We start from the raw sequence: 25,691 nt of genomic DNA on the forward strand, positions 1-25,691 counted from the left end.
CTATGATAATTAAGAATCGGCGCTACATTGCAGCGGATTCTGGCCTTTGCATTCCGTAACGGGCACAACAACGATACTCAGCTCATCGATCAGTTCTGAAAATGTCCCGTTGGTGATTCCGCCGCCCTGCCGAAGCATCTTACGTATTCCGAATATCCGGAACAGCTTCTCGGCAGCAGTCTTGGCGTCTATCCGGTCTTTCCCTGCAAAGATATAAGAAATCCTATTCTTTTTCAAATATGCAAGATACTCATCCCTTACCTCTTCTGTCAGGACTTCTATGATATGCGCTCCGTCGTAACCAGGACCTCTCCTGCTTACAACCGGGCCGTCCTAAAAAAAGGTCGCCCATCGGATCAACAGATACCAGATAGTAAGAACTGTCTGTCACCGCCGCATGATCTTTACGGTCTGCCTTGATCCCGTAATGTGCATTACCTGATAGAATTTACCTCCCGCCTTCGTCTCCTGCCTGCCAAAGAAAGACCCTGTGATCTTTCCGTTTATAGATGTCAGGATATGGAAGATGATATATGGTTTCTCTTGATTTTTCATGATCTTTCCTTCTCTCTTTCTTTACTGATTCCTTTCCCAGAAACTGACCACGCGGTCAAGCCATCCTTCAGCAACGGTTCCCTCTCCTAACCCTAATCCATGGGAAAGGCCGTCAAAAACTTTAATCTCCGCATCCATACCCTACGCTTTGATCTGACGAATGCGGGATTCCATCGTCCGATAAGATGCTATAATTATAAATACATCGTCTATTTTGCTTTCCCTACGCTTTGGCAGACACGTATTTTGTCCATCACATACTGTTTCACTTCTTCTCTGCCTGCCGCTCCGTACTTCTTCGGATCGAAAACGTCCGGATTCTCCTTCAGATATGCCTTTACTCCCCTGGAAAATGCAATCCTTAAGTCCGTCGCATAGTTCACCTTGCAGATGCCTCTGCGGATACATTCTCTCACCGCGTCATCCGGCACGCCGGATGTCCCGTGGAGGACCAGAGGAATCGTTACCACTTCCCGTATCTCACTTAAGCGCTTGACATCAAGCCTGGGGATTCCTTTGTAGACGCCGTGCGCCGTGCCGATCGCAACTGCCAGCGAATCAACCCCCGTCTTTTCCACAAATATCCCGGCCTCCTCAGGATCCGTATATGGATTCCCTTCTCCGCCTTCTAAGTCGTCCTCCTTACCGCCCACCTTGCCAAGCTCTGCTTCCACCGGCACGCCGGAAGGATGACAGGCATCCGCCACAGCCTTGCTTACCGCAATATTTTCTTCAAAAGTTCCGTGGGAACCGTCGATCATAACGGAGGTATAGCCGGTGCGCAGCGCCCGCATGGCGAGCTCAAAGCTGTTGCCGTGGTCTAAATGAATCACCACAGGAACCGATACACTCTCTGCCGCCGCCTTCGCATTTGCGTAGAAATACGCAAAATCCGCATATTTGACCGTTGACGGTGTCGTCTGCATGATAACAGGCGCCTGTAATTCCTCCGCTGCCGCCGCGACTGCCTGTACCATCTCCATGTTCTCCACATTGAAGGCCCCTACTGCATATCCTTCCTTCTGTGCATCTGATAATAATTGTCTTGATGTCACTAATGCCATAGTTCTTCTTTCTCTCCCTTCTGATATCTGTATGCTATAACTTCTCCACTGTTGCCTGCGCTGTCAATCTCTCTATATTCTTTGGATCGAAGTCGCCGGTATTGGGTGACATGGCATTCGCCGAAGCGACCGACACCGCATACCGCAAAGCTTCCTTCGCCTCATACCTTCTCTCCAGAGCTGCGGCGAATGCACCGACCATGGAATCTCCGCATCCAACTGTGTTTACCGCTTCTACTTCCGGCGGCCTGCCGCGGAAGATCCCGTCCCCGCTGACAAGCAGCGCTCCGTCCTTCCCTAATGAGATCACCACATACGGGATTCCCATATCTCAGAGTTTCCCGGCATACCGGATCACTTCCTGCATATTATGTATTTTGATGCCAAAGAGCTGTTCGATCTCATCCTGGTTTGGCTTCACCATGGTAGGATGAGACTTGATCCCCTGCTTCAACGGCTCGCCGCTGGTATCCAGGATCACGGCTTTCCCCATATCTTTCGCAATGGCAGTCATTCTGCCATAGATATCCTTACTCATCCCCCGGGGAAGGCTTCCCGATATGGTGACCACATCGCTGTCCCGGATAATATCAGGATACCTCTGCATAAATTGCTGTTCCTCATCGGACGATACCTCGCACCCCGGCTCCAGATATTCCGTAGAGCCGTACTCCTGATCCAGGATATTGATGCAGCATCTGGTCTCTCCCGCTATATGGACAAACGGACGGCCGCAGCATATTGCCGCACAGCCCGAATATCTCATCTGCGCCGATCTCTCTATTGACCCTGTCACAGACGGACTGCGCCCTCGTATCCATCCAGATGGGTGTATTGGCAAGAACCTCTCCGTCCTTATCTACCGCGATCGCCGCCCAGCTCTGTCCGTCAATTCCGATACCCGCGATCTGCGCCGGTCTTACCCCGCCTGAAGCGAGCACTTTCTTGATCGAATCACACACTGCCTCCCACCATTCGTCCGGGTTCTGTTCCGCCCAGCCGGGTTTGGGATAATATACCGGATAGTCCCGGGAGGAAGATGCCTTCACCTTTCCGTCTTTCGCAAATAATGCAGTCTTGCATGCACTGGTTCCGATATCAATTCCCAACAAATACTCTTCTGAAATCCTACATACTCCTCCGCATTTTCCTTGGGTCGCCCTGAAATTTTTCCAGAACAATATCCATATCTAACAGACCATCATTCCTAATAAATTGTGCCCTGGATGATAATAGGACTTGCTTCTGAATGGTTTTGTCCGTAATAAAATGATCATATAGATACGTCTCAAATATAATATTAGTAATCCTGCAAAGCCCCGCTTCCTCTCCTACTATACCAAAAGTTACACCCATATTGATCTCTGGATTTGATCGTTTGTAAGGAACTTGAATGCCTTCAAAAAGAATACCTTCTATGAATTTCCGAAAGACCGGATAATTCTCCAGATTCTTTATCATATCATCGAACAAAGTATTCGTATGCTTCAGTATCTCGCGTACTGCCGCGCGCACTCCCCATGGTGTCCAATACTCGTCTGTTGAAATATCTTTCGGCAATCTCTCATCGATCCACTGACAGATTAAACTGACAAGAAACGGATAACCGGATGTAAAACGATATATTTCCTGTGCCACACAGTCTGTATCCATTGTAAAATCCTGTGCCGCATCATAATCCTTAAGCATTCCTGAGATTTCGGCAACAGACAGGCTCATATCTATCGGAAAATCTACAGCTATATTCCATGGCGAATTATATTTTCTTTCCTCATCTGGCCGCAATTTAAGCTTCAGATTTTTTACATCATATACGCCGGATAGAATCACACTTTTGAATGTGATCCGTCCCCTGGCACGTTCCAGATATAATTCTCTCAGTATCCCAAGGAAATTTAAAAACATCTGATTATCAGAACTTTTATCTACCTCGTCGATAAATAACAGAACTTCTTTGGCATTATCACAAAAATCAATGTTCCTGTCTCTTAAGGTTTCCAGACTCACCCCGGAATCCCGGCATCTCCACATCTGCTGCTTCTCTTCGTCATATCCGGAAAGTTTAAGATCCTTCTCCACCCTGCTGCAGAAACTTCTGACAAATGAATCTTCCGATCTGAATGCGTCGGTTCCCATTCCTTCAAAACTGATATTGATTACAATATATGAATCTTTCAATCGCCGCCACAATAACAGAAGCGTCGTCGTCTTCCCATACTGGCGGGCACGATTGATTGTAAAATAAGAATCCTGTTCGATCAGCCGGATGATCTGGTCAACTTTCTCTGTTGTATCAGCCATATAATGCTTCTCAGGAATACAAGTTCCCGCCGTATTGAATCTTTTCTTCACCAATTTTCCCTTTTCCCGTCTTCTTCCCCTGCCTTCCTCCACAATGAATAAACATCCGTACTTTCTTCTTTTATGATAAATCTACCGTGCTGTTTTGGCAACATATATTTCTTGCTGAAATCAATATCATAATAATATACGAATAAAGATATCAAATATCTCTGATAAATGGATTCCTCCAGAATGCGATCAGAAGCTCCGCGACCATAAAACACCATATCACAGGCTCGCACACGATGACCGCCATATAGTGTAACCGGGGGATAAATATCATGGTAAATAATATCTTCCCCACCAGCTCGATCACACTTGACAGTATGGGCAGCAGCTTCTGTCCGATCGCCTGCAGCGCCGTCCGGCTGTAGTTAAGCACGCCAAGGATCGCGTAACAGGGCATCACCACCCGCAGATACAAGGTACCGTTGCTTAGGACCAGCTCTTCGTTAGAGCCTGAGATCCACCGGATCAGCGCCGGTGCAAATTGCCAGACCAGAACCGTGACCAGGACAGCCATTGCCGCCGCGTACAGATAGGAATACTTCACCGCCTTGCGGATCCTCCCCGGCTTTCGCGCCCCATAATTCTGGGAGACAAATGTATTGATCGTCTGGGTCATAGCGATAAACGGGATCATGCAGAACTGATAGAGTCTCCTTGCGGCCGTATGCGCCGCAATATACAGATACCCCAGGCCGTTGATCCCAGACTGGAGGATCACGCTTCCCGCCGAGACGAAGCAGCTCATGAAGCCCATGGACAATCCTTGCGCCGTCATCTCCTTATACAGCGCCCCGTCCGCCTTGAAGTTCTCCCTGCCTGGAATCAGCATGGGAACTCTTTTCTTAATATATACCAGGCACAGCAAAACAGAGATCCCTTGGGCGAGCACCGTCGCTTCTGCAGCGCCTCCAAGACCTCTCCCAAGCATGGCAATAAACACATAATCCAGCAGGATATTGGCCAGAGAGGAAATGATCAGAAATACCAAAGGCATGATGCTGTTCCCTACTGCCCGAAGGATTCCGGCGCATAGGTTATATGCGAACATCACCAGGGTAAATAATGTGATGATCGAGATATAACGGTATGCTTCCCCCAGGATCTCAGGGGGCGTATGTAACAGACGAAGCAGCGGAATCATAATGACCTGCGACAGAATGGTAAGCACTGCCACGACCGCCATGCCGATCACTATGGACGCCGCAACCGAATTCTTCAGCATCTGTCTGTTATCGGCGCCGTAGCACCTGGCTGTCACAATCGACAATCCATTGCCAAACCCCAGGGCAAATCCGATCAGCAGATCATAGATCGGTACGGCGGCGCCGATCGCCGCAAGCGCCTTCTCTCCCAGCGTGTGCCCAACGATCAAAGTATCGACGGTATTATATAGCTGCTGAAACACCACGGAAAATAAGATCGGAACCGTAAAACGCAGCATCGGCAGGAAGATCCCGTCATTCAGGAAATCAATCCCCGCCGCTTTCTTCTCTGTTATTGATTCTGTAGTTTCCAAGTGAACTGTCCTCCCTTTTGTATCCTTCTGTAAATGTCAAATATTATATTTGGTCTTGATATTGATATCCGTATACTGGAATTCTTCTTCTACCTTCTTGTCCTTCAGCAGGATATCCGCCAATACAAGCGGCGGCTGATAGCCTTGTACATACGCCTCCTGATCGATCAGGAAATCTGCCACATCATCCGCAAGCGCTTTCCGGTTATTGGGCGTAAGGTCATAGATGACTGTAAACGGACGTCTCTCAAGCTTCAGCTCCTCGTAAGCCCTCGCGATTCCTTCCTGCCCGCCGGAAGCGACAAAGATCCCGTTGATCCCCGGCATGTTCAGTAACGTATTCCTGATGATCTTATCTACCTCTTCCGAGTCGTCAAAGCTCCCCTGCACGCCTGCCAGTTCAAGATCCGGATAGGCGTTCTTCAATTCCTCCACGAAGCCGTCCACACGCTCATTATTCACATGATTGCTGAAGAATCCCGTGATCACCAGAACTTTGCCGGCTCCTCCGGTCAGCATTCCCAGAAGTCCCGCCGCAGTGCGTCCGCTCTTGCGGTTATCCATTCCTACATAGCAGCTCCTTTTGGTTCCGACAATGTCCGAATTAAAGGTCACGACAGGGATTCCCTTCTCTTCGATCAGCCAGTTCAGCTTCATGCGGATGCTCTCACAATCCACAGGCATCACCGCCAGGCCTTGGATTCCCGTTTTGACCAACGCATCTATGGCGCTTAACTGCTCCTCTTCATCTACGGATAAGCCCTCCCTTACAAGAAGCTCGATCCCTTTCTCCTTAAGCTCTTCTGCTGCTTGCCGGATCCCACGGTTCACCTCCAACATGAAGGAAGATCTGGCAAGCTGTGTGACAACGCCGATCCGGATCTTCCCTTTCGAGGCCGCAGAGCGTTTCCTGTTCTTAGGAACATACCCCATCTCCTCTGCGATCTGTCTGATCTGCTTTGCCACCTCAGGATTGATCCGCCCCCGGTTATTCAGCGCCCTGTCTACAGTTCCTCTTGATACGCCGGCCGCTTCCGCTATCTGCTGTATTGTTACTGCCATAATCATTCTCCTTGCTTTTTGGTACATTTACTACTGATATATCGTACCACAAAACATAAAAGCACGCAATATTTTGCGTGCTTTTAATAAATGTTTCCTGCCCTATCTCTTCTCTCCCACATACCGCATTGCAATCTCCACGATCAAGAATCCAAATGCAACCGCCAGGCAGGTCTGCGCCAGCAGAATCGTCTGCCCGGACGCCAGCGCGTAATCAGACTGGACCAATCCATGCATCAGATAGAACAGCGTCGCCCCGGGAATCACCGGCATAATGGATGTCGTCAAGAATATGGTTGCCGGAGCACGGTGGATCCTGGACATCCGATACGCGTAAGCCGCCACGAAAGCCGCTCCCGCCATCACCGCCATAAAATCATTCCCGTGAAGGTTCAGTACCAGCACGTAACAGGCACAGTTGACCGCTCCTCCAATCCCGGCATAGAAAGACTGCAGAACCGCAGCCTTGAATACCAGGGCGAAGCCCATACTCGCCACCCCGCAGGAGATCAGCTGCACCGCAATATTTGGGGCTATGTACATCTCATACATGTCTCCCTTGAAAAGCAGCATGGCAAGTCCTGTCCCGCAGGCGATGGCGATCGCGCCCAGGCAGGCATTCATGATATTGATGATTCCGGACAAATATGCACGGTTCAGTACATCCCGGATCCCATTGGCAACCCCAAGTCCGCTGATCAGAACCATATTAAGCCCCAGCACGATCCGGTCCGGATGGTGCCCAAGCCCTGCTTTCCCGGCCAGAAATACCGCTGCGGAAGACAGGAACGCGATCACAAGATTATACACTACAAGGCTGTGTTCCTTCTGATCCAGGATATTGCCCAGATACACCTCCACAACCGCACAGATCACAATCGCCACAAGAGCATCCAGCCAGTCGCACCCAAAATACACACCGAACCCCACGCCGCCTAAAACAGCCGCCACATACTGCAGATACCGGGGCTGGGGCTTACGGTTTAACACTTCCAGATATTTCTCATGGATCTCTTCTACGGAAGGTTTTTCCTTGCAGATATATCTGGACAGATTGTTGAGATAATCCAGCCGGTCATAGTTGAAGCCCGTACTATGGACCCGTCTGATCTGCGTGATAAAATGCCCGTCCTTAGGCCGTATCGTCGCCTGGATATCGCTCTGGATCGCAAAGACGCTGCACTGTTCCAGCTCATAGCTCTCAAGCATCCGGTACATGCTGTCCTCCGCCCGGTCAGTCTCTGCTCCGCTTTTTATCATCTCCTTGCCGATATTGATGATCTCATTTAACAATAATTCGTAATCCACGTCATACCCCCGCCTTTTCACTTCAATGACTGACGGTTCTATTATAACAATTAAGTGGATGCATTTCCAGAACTTTTATCATTCATTTCCCGTTTCATATCCCGGTTTCTCTCCACCGCAAAGAAATAGATCAGCCTGCATATCCCTATAATTTCACCTATCCTGAAAAGAATATACCATCCTATCCACATATACTATCTCCCTCCTTTATGTAATGCCCCCTCACCTTCGTTCAAGGGCAAGTCGTCGGTCGGCATTCCAGAAATGCTTCGCATTTGCCTCCCTCCTCAAAACTCTCTTGCCTCAATGAAGCTGCGGGAAATCAGATAAGAAACTCCCATCAAAACCGTGCAGACCAAAGCAACACCCGCCAGGGTTATCGTTGGACGAATCCCGGCAAGCCAATTAAGCATCGGCATATAGTCGATCCCGAAGGTATCACAGATCTTAACCCCCGCATATATCGTCAGGGAGCCGCCGCCGAATAATATCAGCATTACAACACGGCTCTTATCTGCCCCGAATTTTAACTGCACAGGTATTACCACACTCAGCATTACCCCAACGATCAGAAGACTTACCGCTGTTGTCATCACCCATTCTTCCACAACGAAATCTATTCCCCGGATTCTGGATACCGCAAACGCAAGAACGGATACGATCAGAAGACCCGGAATCGCCGTTGCAATGCTGAACAGATACTTCTCTTTCACATAGTCTCTACGGCTGACCGGCAGGGCGAGAAGATATCCCAGACCGTTATCCTGTTCGTCAAAGCTTATCGTCGACACTGTCAGAAAACCAAACATCACCGTGATATATGCGATCACAAATGAAAAATCCGTATAAACCGTCAGGAATATCACCATCATCATCAGAACAACCCCAAAGAAATGCTTCTGTGCCTTCATCAATCTTAAATCCTTAATAAATAATCCCTTCATCATCTCTCACCTCGTATCATCATCATGATTAATTCGTCAATCGTTCCCTTCTCAATGGCAATCTCAGGGTAATTCTCCTGATAGAACTGCCGCTGGTCTGTCAGGCAGCTATACCCGAATTCCTCCTTCTTATGGCGCAGGATATGAGTATGATCCAGCTTCTCATACTGCTCTTTTGTCACCTTCAGAACACCGTAGGTATCAAGCAGGACATCCGTCTCCTCGTAGAGCACGATCTTCCCGTTATCGATCATGTAAATATCGTCGCACAGCCCTTCCAGGTCGCTGGAAATGTGGGAGCTTACCAGGATTGCCCGTCCGTCCTGCTCCATGTATGTCCGCAGCATATCCAGAAGCTCGTCTCTTGCGATCACATCAAGCCCCGCCGTTGGCTCATCCAGGAGCAGAAGCTTCGCCCCATGAGTGATCGCCGCCAATACCTGTAATCTGCGCTTCATCCCGGTGGAAAATTCCTTGATCTTCTTATTCAGGGGAAGCTTCTGCTCATTACATTCCCTTAAGAATTCCGCTTCCTGAAAACGCGGGTACATGTTTCTTAACATCGGAATCAGGTCTTGAACAGTCAGATACCCGCTGAACCCGGAATCTGACATCACAACTCCGATATCTTCCTTCTCCCGGACTCCAATCTTGGTAATCGGTTTCCCAAAGATCTCGATACTGCCGCCGTCTGTATGGAGCAGCCCCAGAATCGCCTTGAACGTGGTACTCTTCCCGGCCCCGTTCTTGCCGATCAGCCCTGTCACGCATCCTTCCTGTACCTCCAAGGTACAATCTAATTGAAATCCTTTATAGTTTTTCTTCACTTTATTCAGTCTCAGCATCTCATTCATCCTCCAATATCACCCGTCTTCCATTCTGCCGGAACATCAATCCTCCAGAATGATCTCGAATAATGTCCGGATCTCCGAATCCGTCAATCCGCAGCTTCTGCCCTTCCGGATGGCCTTCTCCAGATCGGCTTCCACTTCCTTCTTCTTCTCCTCAAGCAGGAGTCCCTGATTGGCAAAGGCTACGAAGCTTCCCTTCCCGTGAACCGTGTTCACGAAACCTTCTTCCTCCAGCACATCATAAGACTTCTTCACGGTCAGTGCACTGACCTTCAGCTCCTTCGCCAGCGTCCGTACCGACGGGAGCATCGTATCCTCCTTAAGTTCTCCATGCATCACCTTGTTCTTAATCTGCTCCACAATCTGTTCGTAGATTGGCTGCATGGAAGAATGATTAATGATTAATTTCATTTCATCCCTCCTTCGTTACAAACAGTATATAACAGTTTATATCTGTTGTCAACTGTTATATACTGTTTGTAATAAAAAAACCATAGTCCACAACAATTCGTGAACTATGGTATAGAATTCAAAGCTCCTTCCAAACCTCCGCGATATCCACATCCGACGTGATCTCATTCATAATGCGGCTGCTGTCCACCTGCCACACCTCGCGCCCGTTCTTATCCATCGAAACAAACGCCGCAAACAGCACCAGACACAAAAACAGCCGAATCCCAAACGTCCCGGCAGGATTACTTTGCCCATCCTCATAGATCTGCTGGTAAGCCGCCTTATACCTTGGATGCACCGCCGGCGCTGTTCTCCTCTCACTATACAGATCCCTGGTCTGCTCCAGCAACTGCCGCCTTCTCTTCTCAGAATCATTCATCACACATCACCTCACAACAGCATATGCGTCTTCTGTCCAAAGTATGATTCTTGTTTACCGGTCCGCCAGCTCCTTTATGATATCATCCCACGTAATCCCTTTGAGCGCCATCAAAACCATGGCATGGTACAGGAAATCCGACAGCTCATATTTCACTTCCTCCGGATTAGGATTCTTCGCTGCAATCACGACTTCCGTCGCCTCTTCCCCTACCTTCTTTAAGATCTTATCGATTCCCTTCTCAAACAGATAATTCGTATAGGACCCTTCCTTGGGATGCTCCATACGGTCAAGGATCGTCTCATATACCGATTCAAATACCCGCAGCGGATTCGTCTCGTCATAGTCGTTCCCCGCAATATGCCGGAAGAAACAGGTCGGATTCCCCGTATGGCACGCCGCACCCACCTGATCCACCTTGGCAAGCAGCGTATCGTTGTCACAATCTATGGTCAGGGATTTGACATACTGGTAATGGCCGCTGGTCTCTCCCTTGACCCACAATTGCTGTCTGCTTCTGCTGTAATACGTCATCCGGCCGGTCTTGATGGTATGATAGAACGCCTCTTCATTCATGTATGCCAGCATCAATACCTCCTGGGTCTTGTAATGCTGTACGATAACCGGAAGCAATCCCTGTTCATTGGTCTGAAACTGCGAGAATTCCATCATACTTTCATAGGAGGTCATTCGTATATGCCTCTGCTCGCATTGATCCTTGAACGCGGCAAAGTCCATATCCGGCTGGCTGACAAACCGTCCTGAGAGTCCCTTGACGCCCGGCGATTCAAGAATCTTGAAGAGCTCCGGGCTCTCCATGGTATCCGTCACGATCACGCAGGGAATATCCGTAATATTTGCCACAGAATTCAGATCCAGCCTGTGCATAAAGATAATCTCACTGCAGCATTCTCTGATTACATGCTGATGCTTGAACAATGCGTCAAAATCATTCAGAGATACTGCAAGCTTCTCTTTCCCAAAGCGCCTGGCAGCATCTTCAATCAGCTTCACACTGTCCTGTTTTGAAAAATTCAGGATCGCCCGCTTAGAGCCTGCATAGAGGATCTTCTTAATATCCTCCTGGCGTTTTACATTCCCGCCGGCAACCATCGGAATCCGGATGATGCGGTTCATTCGTTTCATCAGATCGATCGCCTCGTCATGCTCATTTGCATAATCCGACAAATCGAACACGATCAGTTCATCCGCCCCGTTATCACTATAGCGCTTCGCCAGCTCAATTGCATCCTCTGCAATGACGGTACGGTCGTCAAACCAGCTTACCGCCTTTCCCTCTGCGATGAAAATACAGGGGATCAATCTCTTATAACTCATTGCTTCATCTCCTTTATAAACTTCCCTTCGTAGTCCAGGCCTCTTCGATCCGCGGCTCTTTTTGCACCGCCATATCCAGCGCTTTTCCAAAACTCTTGAACAATGCCTCCGCCATATGATGATTATTATCTCCGTCAAGGACTCGAAGATGGATATTCATCATCGCGCTGTAGGACACGGCATAGAAGAAATCCTTTACCATCTCTGTATCCAGCCCTCCAAGGCGTTCCGCGGTAAATGCAGAGTCAAACTTAAGATACGGTCTTCCCGAGAGATCCACCGCACATAAGACAAGCGTCTCGTCCATCGGAAGGATAAAATGTCCGTATCTCCTGATCCCGGCTTTGTCACCTACCGCCTTAAGAATCGCCTGCCCAAGAACGATCCCGGTATCTTCAACCGTATGGTGGCAGTCCACCTCAAGGTCGCCGTTCACCTCTGCCTCAAGATCAAACAGCCCGTGCCTTGCAAACCCGTTAAGCATATGGTCAAAGAAGCCGATCCCTGTATGGATCGCATTCTTCCCTGTCCCGTCCAGGTTCAGCGTAAGCCTGACGTCGGTTTCCTTCGTTGTTCTTCTAATACTTGCCGTTCTCTCCATAATTAACCTTCCTTCTCGAATCTCACATAGACGGAATTGGCATGAGCCGTCAACTGCTCTGCCTTCGCGAACCGTTCGATGTCTTCGTGCACTGCCTCCAATGCCTCGCGGGAATATGCGATGATACTGGATTTCTTGATGAAATCATCCACCGACAGCGGGGAAAAGAACCTGGCCGTCCCGTTGGTAGGAAGTACATGGTTCGGACCTGCAAAATAATCTCCCAAAGGTTCGCTGGAATAATCTCCGATAAAGATCGCGCCCGCATTGCGGACCTTCGTCATCACGTCAAAAGGATTCCTCGTCTGGATCTCCACATGCTCCGAAGCGATATCATTCGCGATTGCTATGGCATCCTCCATGGTATCCGCTGTCAGGATATATCCATAATTATCCAGGGATTTTCGGATGATCTCGCTTCTTGATAACTCCTCTACAAAAGCATCTGCCTGCTCAGACACCTGCCGGGCAAGCGTCTCGCTGGTCGTGACAAGGATTGCGGACGCCAGTTCGTCATGCTCCGCCTGGGATAACAAGTCGGCCGCAACATATCTCGGATTGGCCGTCTCATCCGCGATCACCAGGATCTCGCTGGGCCCGGCGACGGCGTCAATGCTGACATGCCCATATACTGCTCTCTTCGCCAACGCCACATAGATATTCCCCGGCCCTACGATCTTATCCACCTTGGGAATGCTCTTCGTACCGTAAGCCAACGCCGCGACTGCCTGCGCGCCGCCGACCTTGTAGATCACATCCGCGCCCGCCTCATTGGCGGCAACCAGCGTATGGCTTGCCACCTTCCCGTCTCTTCCGGGCGGAGTCACCATCACAATCTCTTCCACCCCTGCTACCTTCGCAGGTATGATATTCATCAATACGGAGGAAGGGTAGGCCGCCTTCCCTCCCGGCACATAGACGCCGACTCTCTGAAGGGGCGTTACCTTCTGCCCCAGCATCGTCCCGTCCGGCTTACTGTCAAACCAACTGTATTGCTTCTGCTTGGTATGGTAATCTTCGATATTATGAAGCGCCTTACGGATGACTTCCACAAGCCCCGGCTCTACAAGCTCATAAGCTTCCTCGATCTCTTCTTTCGTCACTCTGACCGTATCCGCGCATATCTTCGCTTTGTCAAACTTCTCTGTATATTCGAAAAGCGCCTGGTCTCCTTTTGACTTCACACGTTCCAATATCTCGGAAACCGCACTCTCATATTCACCATACTGATTCGGGCTGCGCTTCAGAAGCTTCTCCAGAATATTCTGTCTCGTATCCCTGTCCAAATGCATGATCTTCATACTACATCCTTCTTTCTCTATTGTCGCTCAAAGAACTCCCTATATCTGCGTCCGAAGCTGTGTCAGCAGATTCTTGATCCGCGTACTTTCCATCCGCATACTCACCGGATTCACGATCATCCGCGCAGATAATGGACAGACCTCCTCGAGCACCTCAAGTCCATTCTCCTTAAGCGTTGTCCCGGTCTCCACGATATCCACGATCACCTCGGCAAGCCCAACGATCGGTGCCAGTTCTATAGAACCGTTAAGCTTGATGATCTCCACGGTCTGATGCTTCGTATTATAGAAATAATCCTTGGTGATATTCGGATACTTGGTGGCAACCCGGATCAGCTCGTGGTGCCTTAACAGGGGCCTGGATTCTTCCTTCCCGCACACGCACATCTTACAACTGCCATATCCAAGGTCCAGCACCTCGTGGACCTTGCGCCCTTCTTCCAGGATCGTATCCTTTCCGGCCACTCCGATATCCGCGGCGCCGTATTCTACATAAGTCGGTATATCTGGTCCTTTTGCCAGGAAGAACTTAAGCTTCAACGGCTCATTCACAAAGATCAGCTTACGTGACCCCTTATCCTTCATTTCTTCACATGTAATCCCTATCTTCTCGAATAATTTCAGCGTCTGCTCTGCCAGACGCCCCTTCCCCAACGCAAATGTTAGATATCTCATCTTATGAACTCCTATCCGAACTGCTGTTTAATGTCTTCTGTTCTCCGGTGATCAGATTGATCATGGTGATCTCCCCTGTCTGCTGAAGATAGATCATATTACCGGCGTAATATTCATTGCCGTATTCTATGTAGTCCTTCAGCGTTTTATCCCCGCGTCTGCCAAGAAGCTCCGTATCCTTGCCCTTCCTCCGGAAATCCCGTGCAAGAGACAGAGCTTCCCGTCTGCGGTCTTCATCATACAGCACAATGGTATTCTTCCTGGTATAGTTGATCCGGACCTTCTGACGAACCAGCGCGTTCATCAGCTCATCCACCACGATGGCAAACCCTATGGCCGGGGACTGCTTTCCAAACTTCTCGGTCAAATGGTCATATCTGCCTCCCTTCACGATGGCGTCACCGGTACCAAAAGTATAGACCCGGAAGATGATCCCGGAGTAGTATCCATAAGTACCACTCATACTGAAATCAAAAGTAACAAACTTCTCTGCCCCGTAGAGCTTCAGAGTATCATAGATCTTCTCCAGACGCCGGATTGCCTTGACCCCTTTGGAATTAGGCGCGATATTCTTCGCCTGGGCCAGAGTCGCGATCCCGCCTACCAGATCATTAAGCGCCGCGAATGCTTCCTTGGAGCTTCTCTTCACCTGGATGCTCTCGAGAAATTCCTCCACACCGAAGAAATTCCGGTTGTTGATAAGCTCCCGCACACGCTCCTGGGCTTCCTCATTAAGGCTTGCATCCTCGATCAAGCTCTGTATAAAATCAACATTTCCCAGACTTAACTGGAATTCCTTAAGCCCAATGGTCGACAGACACTCGACCACCAGCGCGATCATCTCCGCATCCGCCTCCACAGAATCATCGCCCATCAGCTCGGCTCCCATCTGTGTCGTCTCGCGAAGCCGTCCCTGATAATTCGAATGATTGATAAACGTGCTGCCCGTGTAGCACAGCCTGACAGGCAGCGTCTCGTCTTTAAATAAAGTCGCGGAAACCCTTGCTATGGACGGCGTGATATCCGGACGAAGCGCCAGGGTATTCCCGTCCTTGTCAAAAAATTTGTACAGATCTTTTGAAGGAATCGTACCGATCTCTTTCCTGAACACATCAAAATACTCAAATGTAGGCGGTTCAATATCATGATAACCATACAGATGAAAGATCTTCTTCAAGCGTCCTTCAAGCGCAAGCTTTTTTCCACATTCTACATTATATATGTCCCTGACTCCTTCCGGAGTATGTAAAACTCTCTTCATAGTACCTCCATTCATGATCTCTGCTTTAGTCTACTACCATATTGAATTGAATGAAATCGTATAGAATTATAAGCATTTTCTCACTCTTTGTCAAGTTCATCCCTGATTTCCAGATCCAGATTCATGGCATCTAAGTAGGGCACGTAACATCCCCGCATGAACTCCATGAAAAACCGCTCATCCAATTCCTCGAACCGGAAGCTTTTGCGTCCGCCCTCCTTTGCCCGGTTCCAGAAACCGCACAATTCTTCGAATCTCATATAATAAAGTATATTCTTCGAAGAATAATAGATGAGAATAAATGCAATGCCGCCCTGGCGTTCGAACGCTTCCATGAAACTGACCTGATGATCGTGGATATTCTGCAGCGGAAATGTCTCGGCGACACATTCCTTGGCGTCAAAGCAAATGGGAATCCCCTGGACCGCGCCGATATAATCGATGGTACTCCTCTGGTCGAAATACGCCAAGGTGATATGCCTGTGCTCCTTATCCATCTTCACCGGAGTGATCGGCGTAGGTATCTTCTGGATCAGGGCAAGCCCCTTCTCCAGATACCACTCGTTGGTCCGGTTGACCATATCCTCTAATGTTGAACCTCTAAGGCCTCTTGAGTTCCATGTTCCCATGCTGTCTCCTTTATCAAATGCCAGAACACGGCCGGCACCTTCGCTGTAAATGTCTTTCCGGAAACTTCCCGGCAATTCCCTTCCATAACAGGAAATACGACCTGGTAAGCGTGAAGGAGCTGATGGCAGATCTGATATCGTTTCCTGTAAGCCTCGTTAAAGACCGGATCTCCATATTTGCCGTCCCCCAGAAGCGGATGGCCCACCGACGCCAGATGCGCTCGGATCTGATGGGTTTTCCCGGTGATCAGATGAACCTTAAGAAGCGTAAGCTCTTTAGTCCACGCCAGCGGGAAATACTCGGTCTCGATCCGGACCCCGCCGCTGCCGCTGACGGTTACCGTGTTATTCGCCTCATCCTTCTGAAGGAATCCATGAAGACGCTTCGATTCGGTGATCCTTCCCTTCACCGCGCACAGATAATACTTCTGAAGCGTCCGATTCTTAAGAAGCTCCCCCATAGTCTGTGAACCAGGGAGGCTCTTTCCCGCAATGATCAGACCGCTGGTATTGCGGTCTAAGCGGTTGCACACCGAGGGCCTGAAAAGCCGAAGTTCTTCTTCTGTTACCGCTCCCGTCCGAAGCAGATATGAGATCACATGCTCCACCGCCGACACATCGTCCTTACCGGCTTTCTGCGACAGCATCCCGGCCGGCTTATTAATAAGAAGAATATCCGGATCCTCATAGATCACGTCAAGAGCCGTTCTCCTGGACGGCGGACTCCCAGGTACACCCCTGCTCTTCTTGGCGGTAAATTTCCCAATAGTCTCGTCCGACAAGAACAGCTTGATACAATCTCCCTCTGTAAGCTTTTCCCGCCCGGCCGCCTTCTTTCCGTTCAGGACGATATTCTTCTTGCGGAGCATCTTGTAGAAGAAGCTGTCCGGTGCATTATTCATATATTTTTTCAATAATTTGTCAAGCCTCTGTCCGGCTTCGTTCTTCGTAACGATAATCTCTTTCATAAACGCTGCACTTGGTAGTTCCTTTAAGAAACACTCTCCTTTTTACATAGAAATACCAGTCAGAATCCTCTTGATATTCTGTTCGTTCCGGTCACTCTCCTGCCGCTCCACCGCGGCAATGTTATTCAGCCCCTCGGCTCTGGCAAGAAACATGGAATAATCATGGAAGATCTTAACCGTCATCTTATCATACCGCTGGTCTAAGAGCGTCTTCTTGATCGCTCCGGCAAGAACCGCGTCATCCGTCTTAGGGCTCCTGGTATAGCCGCACAGCACATGCCCGTATATGACGAATGCCTCTACCGGCATTCCTTTTCCCGTGCTTGTGATGAGCAGGTCATACACCCGTGTGACAAGCGGCGCCTTCTCTTCGATCTCACGATATTTCGAAGGCTCGATCCCCTGATGGGGATACATGGTGATAAATTCCACCAGCATCTTTGCCGCCGGAAGACAGCCCACAATTGCAACGACCGTGAATAGATTCTCCTTCTTCCCTGTCTGAACATACCCAAGGATGAAAACTGCCGCCACGACCGCAAATTCCACCACAGCCCACAGCAGATACCTGGTCTTCTGTACTCTCAGATATCCGGGCTGTCCTTTCTCAATCTTCATCTGCCCGCTCTCCTCCTCAACCTATTCCATCTTATTGGCCCATCTCAATATATCGGCGATCAGGGTGTAGGGAAGAAGCTTTGCCGCGATCCTTGCCCCTTTCATCGGCATCCCGTATACGGACACGCGCTTCCTGTCCACAGAATCCTTGAGCGCCTGCCGTACCACGAGCCTTGGATCCGCCATCGCCGATTCCTTGAACGCATTGGGAAGCACACCGGAATGCCGGAAGAACTCTGTATCAACCGGGCCCGGACACACAGCCGTCACAGAGATCCCCTTTGGTTCAAGCTCAGCCGCAAGCGCCTGCGCAAGACTGTAGACGTAGGATTTGGAAGCTGCGTAGACCGCGAACCCCGGCTGCGGGGCAAATGCCGCTGATGATGCAATATTAACGATTCTGCTTCCTTTCGTAAGATAAGGCATGCATGTCCAGATCATCTTGGTCAGCGCCCGGCAATTCAAATCGATCATCCCAAGCTGTTCCCTGGAATCAATCTCATCAAAAGCCCCCGCCTTCCCATATCCTGCCGCATTGACAAGCATACGGACCTCGGCGCCCTGTCTGGACAGCTCCCTCTCGATCCGCTCGAAAATGTAATCCCTCATCAGATCTCCGTCAAAGACCCTGATCGGAATATGGATCTGTTCCTGCAGTTCGGTCAGCCGGTCCGTTCTTCTTGCAACCACCCACAACTCGTCGAGATTCTTATAGAGCCTTGGAATCTGGACGGCGAATTCTCTTCCGATACCGGAAGACGCCCCTGTTACCAATGCGATTTTCATAGTATTATCCCCCTTATTTGACTGATTTATTTCGTGATCCCGGCCTGCGCGGACGGATCAGGCAGCGGCTTCCATATCCCACCAGATCCATCCTGCCGCCCTTCCTTAACGCCTCAAGGACCAGGTCATAGTTCTTCGGATCCCGATACTGGATCAGCGCCCGCTGCAACGCCTTCTCATGGGGATTCCTTGGTACATACACCGGTTTCATATCCCTTGGATCCACACCGGTATAGTACATACAGGTAGAGATGGTCGAAGGCGTCGGGTAGAAATCCTGTACCTGTTCCGGCATATGCCCCAGATCCCGCAGATATTCTGCCAGCTCAATAGCTTCCTTAAGCGACGAACCCGGATGAGAGGACATCAGGTAAGGCACAAGATACTGCTTCCTGCCGATCTGCCGGTTGATGGCTTCGTATTTCTTCACAAAAGCCTGATAGACATGATTCCCGGGCTTTCCCATCTTCTCAAGCACGGTGTCCGACACATGCTCCGGCGCGACTTTCAACTGCCCGCTCACATGATACCGGCACAGTTCCCGGAAAAAGGTATCATCCTTGTCTGCCATACAATAATCGAACCGGATACCGGAACGGATGAACACCTTCTTCACTCCCGGAAGACTCCGCAGACGGCGAAGCAGTGAGACGTAATCCCTGTGGTCCGCGGTCAGGTTCTTACAGGGCTTGGGAAACAAGCACTGCTTCTCCCTGCACACACCCTTGGATAACTGCTTCTTACAGGAAGGCTGTCTGAAATTCGCCGTAGGCCCGCCCACATCATGGATATATCCCTTGAACTCCTTATCCTCCAAGAAACCTCTGGCTTCTTCGATCAGGGATTCATGGCTTCTGGCCTGCAGGATCCTCCCCTGATGAAAGGTAAGCGCACAGAAATTACATCCCCCAAAGCATCCCCGGCTGCTGATAAGACTGAACTTCACTTCCGCTATGGCAGGGACGCCGCCCGCCTTCTCATAGGACGGATGGTACGTCCGCATATAAGGATAACGGTAGATATCATCCATCTCCATCTGACTGAGAGGCTGCGACGGCGGATTCTGCACCACGTACAGATGCTCTCCGTAAGGCTCGATAAGCCTCTTCCCCGCAAATGGATCCGTATTGCAATACTGCGTATAGAAGCTACTGGCATACAGAAGCTTATCGCTTCTCATATCCTCGTACCCGGGCAGCATGATCCCGTCATAGACACTGGCCAGATCTTTTGTCTTATAGACCGTTCCCTGGATAAATGTCAGATCACAGACAGCGATCCCGCTCTCCAGCGCTTCCGCGATCTCCACGATTGAACGCTCTCCCATCCCGTAAGAGACCAGATCCGCCCCCGAATCCAGGAGTATGGATCGTTTCAGGCTGTCCGACCAGTAATCATAGTGCGCAAGCCTCCGAAGGCTTGCCTCGATCCCGCCAAGGATCACCGGCGTCCGTTTGTAAGTCTGCCGGATCAGGTTGCCGTAGACGACGGCCGCATGATCCGGCCTCCTGCCCATCACACCTCCCGGGGTATATGCATCTGTCTTCCTGCGCTTCTTCGACACGGAATAATGGTTCACCATGGAATCCATATTCCCCGCCGACACCAGGAATCCAAGCCTTGGTTCGCCGAATTCCGCGATGCTTGCCGGATCCTTCCAGTCCGGCTGGGCGATGATCCCCACACGGTATCCGTGGGCCTCCAGGACTCTGGTGATAATGGCATGGCCAAAGGAAGGATGGTCGACATAGGCGTCGCCCGATACATAGACAAAATCCACAGCATCCCATCCCCGCTCTTCCATATCCTTCCTACAGACAGGCAAAAATCCTGTGCTCATCTACAACACCTCATACGTCTCATTTCTGATATCATCATACTGGTAAATATAATAATCTGCAAGCTCCCTTTTTCTGCCTTCCTGCGGCCTGGAGCACTCATCATCCACCGCACAGACCTTCATCCCAGCGTTCTTCCCGGCAAGAATCCCCATGGGTACGTCTTCGAATACAAGACAGCGCGCCGGCTCAACGCCCAACTCCTTTGCCACCAGAAGGTACACATCCGGGGCGGGCTTACCCTTGGCAACTTCACAGGCCGTCCTTACCACATCAAAATACGCCACCACCTTAAGCGCCTCCAGGGTATCGTCGACTAATTTCCTGCCGTTGCTGGTGGCAATACCGATCTTCTTGCCCTGCCGCTTCATCTCCACGATAAAATCATATACACCATCTTTGAGCGGAGCCTGGCTTATGTACCTCTCATGCGCCATCTCTGTCCACTCCTCCATGATCTCTTCCCGCGTATGCGAAAGCGTCGGGAACGAATCCAGGAAGAACTGCGCAACCTCCGTAAAACTCATCCCTTCCATATCATCCGGAAAGCTCTCAGGCGCAGTCAGACCATATTTGGCATAGAAATCCCTGTCGATAGACGGCCAGATCCACATAGAATCTACCAGTGTCCCGTCCATATCAAATATAACCGCATCTATATCCTTAAGCATCTTCGTCTCTAACATCCTTAAACTCCTTCTCCTACAATGCCTTAAGCAGCGCTAATTCTTCCGCCGTAAGCGGCCGGTATTCTCCCGGCTTCAAGTCTCTGTCGAGCGTCAATGTCCCCATCCGCTCCCGCCGAAGATAGGCCACTTCCTTGCCCACGGCCTCAAACATCCGCTTTACCTGATGGTATTTCCCTTCCTGTATCGTAAGCAGGATCTCGGACTCCTCCCCGCCCGCTATAATCTCAAGAACTCCGGGAGCCGTCCATTCTTGCGCTTCTCCGGAACCGATGTTCACGCCATGCGCAAAGCTTCCGACGTCTTCTTCCGTCACACGCCCTCTGATTCTGGCGTAATAGGTCTTGTCCACATGACGGCGCGGAGACAGCAGACGGTGCGCCAATTGTCCGTCGTTGGTGATCAGCAGAAGGCCCTCCGTATCCTTATCGAGCCTTCCTGCGGGAAACAGGTCCTTGCGCTTCCTATCCCCGATCAAGTCGATAACCGTCCTGTCTCTTTGATCCTCTGTGGCAGAGATGACGCCCGCCGGCTTATTCAGCATATAATACTCATAAGCAGCATACCCGATCTCCTGTCCGTCCACGGCGACCCGCTGCGTCTCCCCGTCGATCTTCTGCTCCGGGGCCTTTACGGTCTTACCGTCCACCGAGACGGAACCCTTTCTAATATACCGCTTTACCTCCTGTCGGGTTCCAACTCCCATATCAGCCAGATATTTATCTAATCGGATCATCAGCACAGCCTCCAGCCCGGCAGGTATTTGTTCTTGAGGGCTCCGCCTGAAAGCTTCCCGAATCCAAGGGGATAGCCGTCTACGCAGACAAGCCTCCAGCCCTTCTCCTTCGCCGAAGCCAGCTCTTCTACATCCAGAGTCTCACCCTTGAGATACTTAAGGACTCTCTCATCCTCTGCCGGAAAATTAATGCAATGTCTGTATTCTTCCTTCTTGAGATACATGGCAAGCGCCTGGCTTGGCTCGAACCGGTTCTTCTTAAGCTCGCCAAGCAGAAGCCCTGTCCGAAGGAACCTGACGCCCCGAAGGTCCGGCAGTCCCTTTGGCATATAATAGACGCGCTCCCCCCGGATATCAAGCCTCGCGGCGTCAAGCCCGAAGGTGATATCCCGGAAGAACTCGGCCAGCGGCTCAGGGATCTTCCCGGCTTTTGCCGCGGTTCTCTCTCCGGCTGCCAAAGCACGGTCTGATGCAGCCTGTCCTCTGGCAGTACTCAGATCACCCTTTCTAAGAAGCGCAAGATAGTGTCCTTCCCCCTGCATCTTATGCGGAAATATACGGACCGTTCTGCGAAGCTCCCCGTCCGGCTCCTCAAGCATCTCAGGGATCCCCTGGCAGAACCCCTCATAGGGTGCGATATCAAGAATCTGGAATTCCGGCTCATGTTCTCTTAAGTATCCGATCACCCGTTCATTCTCCCGGCCGTCGAAGGTACAGGTGGAATATAAGAGCATCCCCCCGGGCCTTAACATCTGCGCCGCCTGAAGGATGATGCTCTTCTGGATATTGCAGAAATACTCCGGCCCGTGCTCATCCCACGCCTTCACCATCTTCTTATCCTTCCTGAACATCCCCTCTCCCGAACAGGGTGCGTCGATCAGGATCTTATCAAAATATTCCGGGAAATACTGCACAAGCTTCCCCGGCTCTTCGCTCAGCACCAGCACATTGCCGATTCCGAACACTTCTATATTCTTAAGCAGTCCTTTGGCCCTTGAACTGCTGATATCATTCGCCGCGAGAAGCCCCGTATCAAGAAGCTTCGCTCCAAGCTCCGTCGCCTTGCCTCCGGGCGCGGCGCATAAGTCCAATACCCGGTCGCCGGGTTCGATGGGAAGACGGCTTGCCGGAGTCATGGCGCTTGGTTCCTGAAGATAATAAAGCCCTGCAAAATAATAAGGATGCTTTGCCGGGGACAATCGTTCCCCGTCATAATAAAATCCATTCTCGATCCACGGGATCGGCGTGATCTCAAACGGACAGATCTTCCTGAATTCCTCCACGGAGATCTTAGCCGTATTCACACGCAGCCCGTAATATCTGGGTTCCTCATAACACGCCAGATATGCGTCCATCTCTTCCCCAAGAAGCCCTTGCATCTTCTCCTCAAATGCAGACGGCAGATTCATGGTTCCACCTCCTGATTCAAACATACTGAGAATAGTATAACACATCCTCAGGTATATCTCCAGAAGTATTACTCTGAAAATTCATATTCCAGTCTGCTGTTTTCCAGTGAGAGAAGAACATAATAAGGGTTCACACTGATCTCCCTGCCTCCTTCGAAGGAATAGATCCCCACGTGGAGGTGGACGGCGAACTGACCCTTCGTTCCCTCCGGGCCGTAGCCGGAGTCCCCCATCATCCCCAGAAGCTCTCCCGCCTTTACTTTTTGACCGTTCTTAAGGTTCGCATAGGAGTCCAGATGAGCGTAGTAATAATAGATACCACTATTTGAGGTGATCCCTACCCGGTATCCGCCCTTTTCCAACCATCCAAGGTTGGTAATAACCCCGTCTGTCATGCTTATAACCGGATAAACGCCCCGTTTATTCACGCTTGCCATGATATCCGTACCTTCATGGCCGCTGGTTCCCTTGTACTTCCGCTCTACCATCCACCCGTCTTCATAGGAGATTTTCAACGACTTATCCACAATGGATTCTGGAATTGGGTGATAAATCACATCGTTTTCCACATTTGTGAGGAAAGTTTTACACTCTTCAGATAATCCCTCCCGATTCCCGCGCATAGAATCCGAGAAAAAATCCCTCCTAAATTCTGGATCCTCAATCGTCTTCCGGGAAAGCTCATATCCCCGCCCCACATCCCGCATATGGTTGGTCCCCAACACGACAAAAAAAGCAATTAAAAAAATAGCTATAAAAAGATTTTTAACCTTCCATCTCTGCATAGAATACACCTTCCCAAGCCACTCTTCTCTCCCACTATATGAAAAAGACCTGCTTCCTATTCCGGAAGCAGGTCTTTTACCTGTAAATCCATTTATTCTATTTACAATTCTTAAGAACCGCCTTCAAATACTCCCAGGTCCTCTGCGTAGACGCGATCTCCAACTGTTCATTTACCGAATGTACATCCGTCACGTTCGGTCCGCAGGATACGCAGTCAAGATCCGAACGTTTGCCAAGGAACAGACCGCATTCCAGTCCCGCGTGAATCACGGATACAACCGGCTCCCTGCCATAGAGATCCTTATATGTATCGACCATGATCCTGCGAAGCTCTGAATCCGGATCATACTGCCAGGCCGGATATTCACCCACCAGACGTCCTGTTCCTCCCGCAGCCTTCGCGCACAGCTCCATCTGTTCCTTCAGCTGATGCTTTCTGCTCTCAACAGAGCTTCGGATCATACACACCGTCCTTACACATGCCTCCGTAGTCTCAACGACACCGGTGTTCAGCGAAGTCTCCGTAATGCCCTTAAGCTTACGGCTGTACTCCTGCAGACCGTTGGGGCAAAGCTCCAGGTAGGTGATCACATTCTTTGTGGATGCCGCATCGAAAACCTTATATCCGGATACTTTGGAGACCTCCGTATCCACCGTAAGACCCGGCTCTTCTCCCATGAACTCGTCCTTCCAGGTTGCGGCCATCTCCCTTATTATAGTAAGAACGGCTTCTTCTTTATCGGCATCGATCAGAATCCTGGCCTCCGTATCCAGTGCGATCACGTTGTCCTTGGAACCGCCGCCCACACAGGCCAGATGGAACGGAATCTCACGCGCGATATGGTACAGGAGGCGTCCCATCATCTTGTGGGAATTGCCGCGCTGCTTGTGGATCTCCGCACCGGAATGTCCGCCAAGAAGCCCATGGATCCGGATCTTCACAAGCTGGCCGTCCCGCTCTTCTCTCTGAACAGGGATCTCGGTCACATACTGGATGCCGCCGGCACACCCGGTGGTCAGAATCCCTTCTTCTTCCGAGTCCAGATTGATCAGTTTCCTCCCCTTCAATAAGGTCAGGTCGATGGCGTGGGCGCCGCCCATACCGTCCTCCTCATCAACGGTGAATAACGTCTCGATCGGAGGATGCGGGATATCGTCGCTGTCGAGAACCGCCATCGCCATCGCGACCGCGATCCCGTCATCACCGCCAAGAGTCGTATCCTTTGCCTTGAGATAACCGTCCTCTACATATAATTCCAGCCCGTCCGTCTTGAAATCATGCGGGGAATCCGCCGTCTTCTCACACACCATGTCGAGATGTCCCTGGATGATCACCGGCTCACTCTCCTCATACCCGGCTGTTCCCGGTTTCCTGATAATTACGTTATTCGCCTCATCCTGGATCACTTCCAGTCCGCGGTCTTTGGCAAATGCGACACAGTAATCACTGATGCGCTTAGTGTCAAAAGTTCCGTGGGGAATCTGACACATTTCCTCAAAAAACTGAAACACCTTCTGAGGCTCCTGATTTTCTAATACTGCCATTGTTCTATACCTCTCTTTCTTATTCTATCT

The 25,691-nt window shown here is 50.3% G+C and carries 28 protein-coding genes and 1 pseudogene; all 29 read right to left on the bottom strand.

Annotated features, from left to right (window positions below; translation table 11 throughout):
* Positions 1-9: 9 nt before the first annotated feature.
* Complete coding sequence (locus VSQ62_RS14820; RefSeq protein ID WP_334635597.1) at positions 10-237, bottom strand: dihydrofolate reductase family protein; 228 nt, start codon at positions 235-237, stop codon at positions 10-12.
* Between the two features lie 150 nt (positions 238-387).
* On the bottom strand, positions 388-555 hold the full coding sequence (locus tag VSQ62_RS14825) for a hypothetical protein (RefSeq protein WP_334635598.1): 168 nt from the start codon (positions 553-555) through the stop codon (positions 388-390).
* A 209-nt stretch (positions 556-764) separates the two neighbouring features.
* Positions 765-1,619, bottom strand: a complete 855-nt coding sequence (locus tag VSQ62_RS14830; RefSeq protein ID WP_334635599.1) for a class II fructose-bisphosphate aldolase — start codon at positions 1,617-1,619, stop codon at positions 765-767.
* A gap of 34 nt (positions 1,620-1,653) precedes the next feature.
* Positions 1,654-2,226, bottom strand: a pseudogene (locus VSQ62_RS14835) (1-phosphofructokinase family hexose kinase).
* 13 nt (positions 2,227-2,239) lie between these two features.
* Entirely contained in the window at positions 2,240-2,728 is a 489-nt protein-coding gene (locus VSQ62_RS14840; protein ID WP_334635600.1) for a xylulokinase, read from the bottom strand.
* 19 nt (positions 2,729-2,747) lie between these two features.
* Positions 2,748-3,971: an AAA-like domain-containing protein gene (locus tag VSQ62_RS14845; protein ID WP_334635601.1), complete on the bottom strand. Its 1,224-nt coding sequence runs from the start codon at positions 3,969-3,971 to the stop codon at positions 2,748-2,750.
* 151 nt (positions 3,972-4,122) lie between these two features.
* Positions 4,123-5,487: an MATE family efflux transporter gene (locus tag VSQ62_RS14850; protein ID WP_334635602.1), complete on the bottom strand. Its 1,365-nt coding sequence runs from the start codon at positions 5,485-5,487 to the stop codon at positions 4,123-4,125.
* A gap of 36 nt (positions 5,488-5,523) precedes the next feature.
* Positions 5,524-6,549 (bottom strand): LacI family DNA-binding transcriptional regulator, encoded by a 1,026-nt coding sequence (locus tag VSQ62_RS14855; protein ID WP_334635603.1) that lies wholly within the window; start codon positions 6,547-6,549, stop codon positions 5,524-5,526.
* A gap of 102 nt (positions 6,550-6,651) precedes the next feature.
* A complete protein-coding gene (locus VSQ62_RS14860; RefSeq protein WP_334635604.1) occupies positions 6,652-7,857 on the bottom strand; it encodes a threonine/serine exporter family protein in 1,206 nt (401 codons plus the stop codon).
* A 50-nt stretch (positions 7,858-7,907) separates the two neighbouring features.
* On the bottom strand, positions 7,908-8,048 hold the full coding sequence (locus VSQ62_RS14865; RefSeq protein ID WP_334635605.1) for a hypothetical protein: 141 nt from the start codon (positions 8,046-8,048) through the stop codon (positions 7,908-7,910).
* Between the two features lie 96 nt (positions 8,049-8,144).
* Positions 8,145-8,804: an ABC-2 transporter permease gene (locus tag VSQ62_RS14870; protein ID WP_334635606.1), complete on the bottom strand. Its 660-nt coding sequence runs from the start codon at positions 8,802-8,804 to the stop codon at positions 8,145-8,147.
* On the bottom strand, positions 8,801-9,646 hold the full coding sequence (locus VSQ62_RS14875) for an ABC transporter ATP-binding protein (RefSeq protein WP_334635607.1): 846 nt from the start codon (positions 9,644-9,646) through the stop codon (positions 8,801-8,803). Before VSQ62_RS14875 ends, VSQ62_RS14870 begins: the two co-directional genes overlap by 4 nt.
* Positions 9,647-9,691: 45 nt before the next feature.
* Positions 9,692-10,063 carry a GntR family transcriptional regulator gene (locus tag VSQ62_RS14880; protein WP_334635608.1) on the bottom strand — a complete coding sequence of 124 codons (372 nt, stop codon included), beginning with the start codon at positions 10,061-10,063 and terminating at the stop codon, positions 9,692-9,694.
* A 118-nt stretch (positions 10,064-10,181) separates the two neighbouring features.
* Complete coding sequence (locus VSQ62_RS14885; protein ID WP_334635609.1) at positions 10,182-10,484, bottom strand: hypothetical protein; 303 nt, start codon at positions 10,482-10,484, stop codon at positions 10,182-10,184.
* Positions 10,485-10,538: 54 nt separating this feature from the next.
* The gene (hisIE, locus tag VSQ62_RS14890; RefSeq protein WP_334635610.1) at positions 10,539-11,822 is read right to left on the bottom strand and encodes a bifunctional phosphoribosyl-AMP cyclohydrolase/phosphoribosyl-ATP diphosphatase HisIE; all 1,284 of its coding nucleotides are present in this window, start codon (positions 11,820-11,822) and stop codon (positions 10,539-10,541) included.
* A 13-nt stretch (positions 11,823-11,835) separates the two neighbouring features.
* On the bottom strand, positions 11,836-12,423 hold the full coding sequence (hisB, locus tag VSQ62_RS14895) for an imidazoleglycerol-phosphate dehydratase HisB (RefSeq protein ID WP_334635611.1): 588 nt from the start codon (positions 12,421-12,423) through the stop codon (positions 11,836-11,838).
* Positions 12,424-12,425: 2 nt separating this feature from the next.
* Positions 12,426-13,724 (bottom strand): histidinol dehydrogenase, encoded by a 1,299-nt coding sequence (gene hisD, locus VSQ62_RS14900; RefSeq protein ID WP_334635612.1) that lies wholly within the window; start codon positions 13,722-13,724, stop codon positions 12,426-12,428.
* A 39-nt stretch (positions 13,725-13,763) separates the two neighbouring features.
* Positions 13,764-14,399, bottom strand: a complete 636-nt coding sequence (gene hisG, locus VSQ62_RS14905; protein ID WP_334635613.1) for an ATP phosphoribosyltransferase — start codon at positions 14,397-14,399, stop codon at positions 13,764-13,766.
* 1 nt (position 14,400) lies between these two features.
* A complete protein-coding gene (gene hisZ / locus VSQ62_RS14910) occupies positions 14,401-15,660 on the bottom strand; it encodes an ATP phosphoribosyltransferase regulatory subunit (protein WP_334635614.1) in 1,260 nt (419 codons plus the stop codon).
* An 80-nt stretch (positions 15,661-15,740) separates the two neighbouring features.
* Positions 15,741-16,289 (bottom strand): Holliday junction resolvase RecU, encoded by a 549-nt coding sequence (locus VSQ62_RS14915; protein ID WP_334635615.1) that lies wholly within the window; start codon positions 16,287-16,289, stop codon positions 15,741-15,743.
* Positions 16,247-17,257 (bottom strand): RluA family pseudouridine synthase, encoded by a 1,011-nt coding sequence (locus VSQ62_RS14920; protein ID WP_334635616.1) that lies wholly within the window; start codon positions 17,255-17,257, stop codon positions 16,247-16,249. Before VSQ62_RS14920 ends, VSQ62_RS14915 begins: the two co-directional genes overlap by 43 nt.
* Before the next feature lie 42 nt (positions 17,258-17,299).
* On the bottom strand, positions 17,300-17,875 hold the full coding sequence (locus VSQ62_RS14925; protein WP_334635617.1) for a hypothetical protein: 576 nt from the start codon (positions 17,873-17,875) through the stop codon (positions 17,300-17,302).
* 21 nt (positions 17,876-17,896) lie between these two features.
* Complete coding sequence (locus VSQ62_RS14930; RefSeq protein ID WP_334635618.1) at positions 17,897-18,661, bottom strand: SDR family NAD(P)-dependent oxidoreductase; 765 nt, start codon at positions 18,659-18,661, stop codon at positions 17,897-17,899.
* Positions 18,662-18,674: 13 nt separating this feature from the next.
* On the bottom strand, positions 18,675-20,501 hold the full coding sequence (locus tag VSQ62_RS14935; RefSeq protein ID WP_334635619.1) for a YgiQ family radical SAM protein: 1,827 nt from the start codon (positions 20,499-20,501) through the stop codon (positions 18,675-18,677).
* Positions 20,502-21,185 (bottom strand): HAD family hydrolase, encoded by a 684-nt coding sequence (locus VSQ62_RS14940; protein WP_334635620.1) that lies wholly within the window; start codon positions 21,183-21,185, stop codon positions 20,502-20,504.
* Positions 21,186-21,201: 16 nt separating this feature from the next.
* Positions 21,202-21,921, bottom strand: coding sequence for a pseudouridine synthase (locus VSQ62_RS14945; protein ID WP_334635621.1), 720 nt, complete (start codon positions 21,919-21,921; stop codon positions 21,202-21,204).
* Positions 21,921-23,330, bottom strand: coding sequence for an RsmF rRNA methyltransferase first C-terminal domain-containing protein (locus tag VSQ62_RS14950; protein ID WP_334635622.1), 1,410 nt, complete (start codon positions 23,328-23,330; stop codon positions 21,921-21,923). Before VSQ62_RS14950 ends, VSQ62_RS14945 begins: the two co-directional genes overlap by 1 nt.
* Before the next feature lie 68 nt (positions 23,331-23,398).
* Positions 23,399-24,115 carry a M23 family metallopeptidase gene (locus VSQ62_RS14955; RefSeq protein ID WP_334635623.1) on the bottom strand — a complete coding sequence of 239 codons (717 nt, stop codon included), beginning with the start codon at positions 24,113-24,115 and terminating at the stop codon, positions 23,399-23,401.
* Between the two features lie 97 nt (positions 24,116-24,212).
* A complete protein-coding gene (locus VSQ62_RS14960) occupies positions 24,213-25,661 on the bottom strand; it encodes an aminoacyl-histidine dipeptidase (RefSeq protein WP_334635624.1) in 1,449 nt (482 codons plus the stop codon).
* Between the last annotated feature and the right edge of the window lie 30 nt (positions 25,662-25,691).

The organism is Sporofaciens sp. JLR.KK001, from assembly GCF_036941055.1.
Taxonomy (GTDB): Bacteria; Bacillota; Clostridia; order Lachnospirales; family Lachnospiraceae; genus Sporofaciens.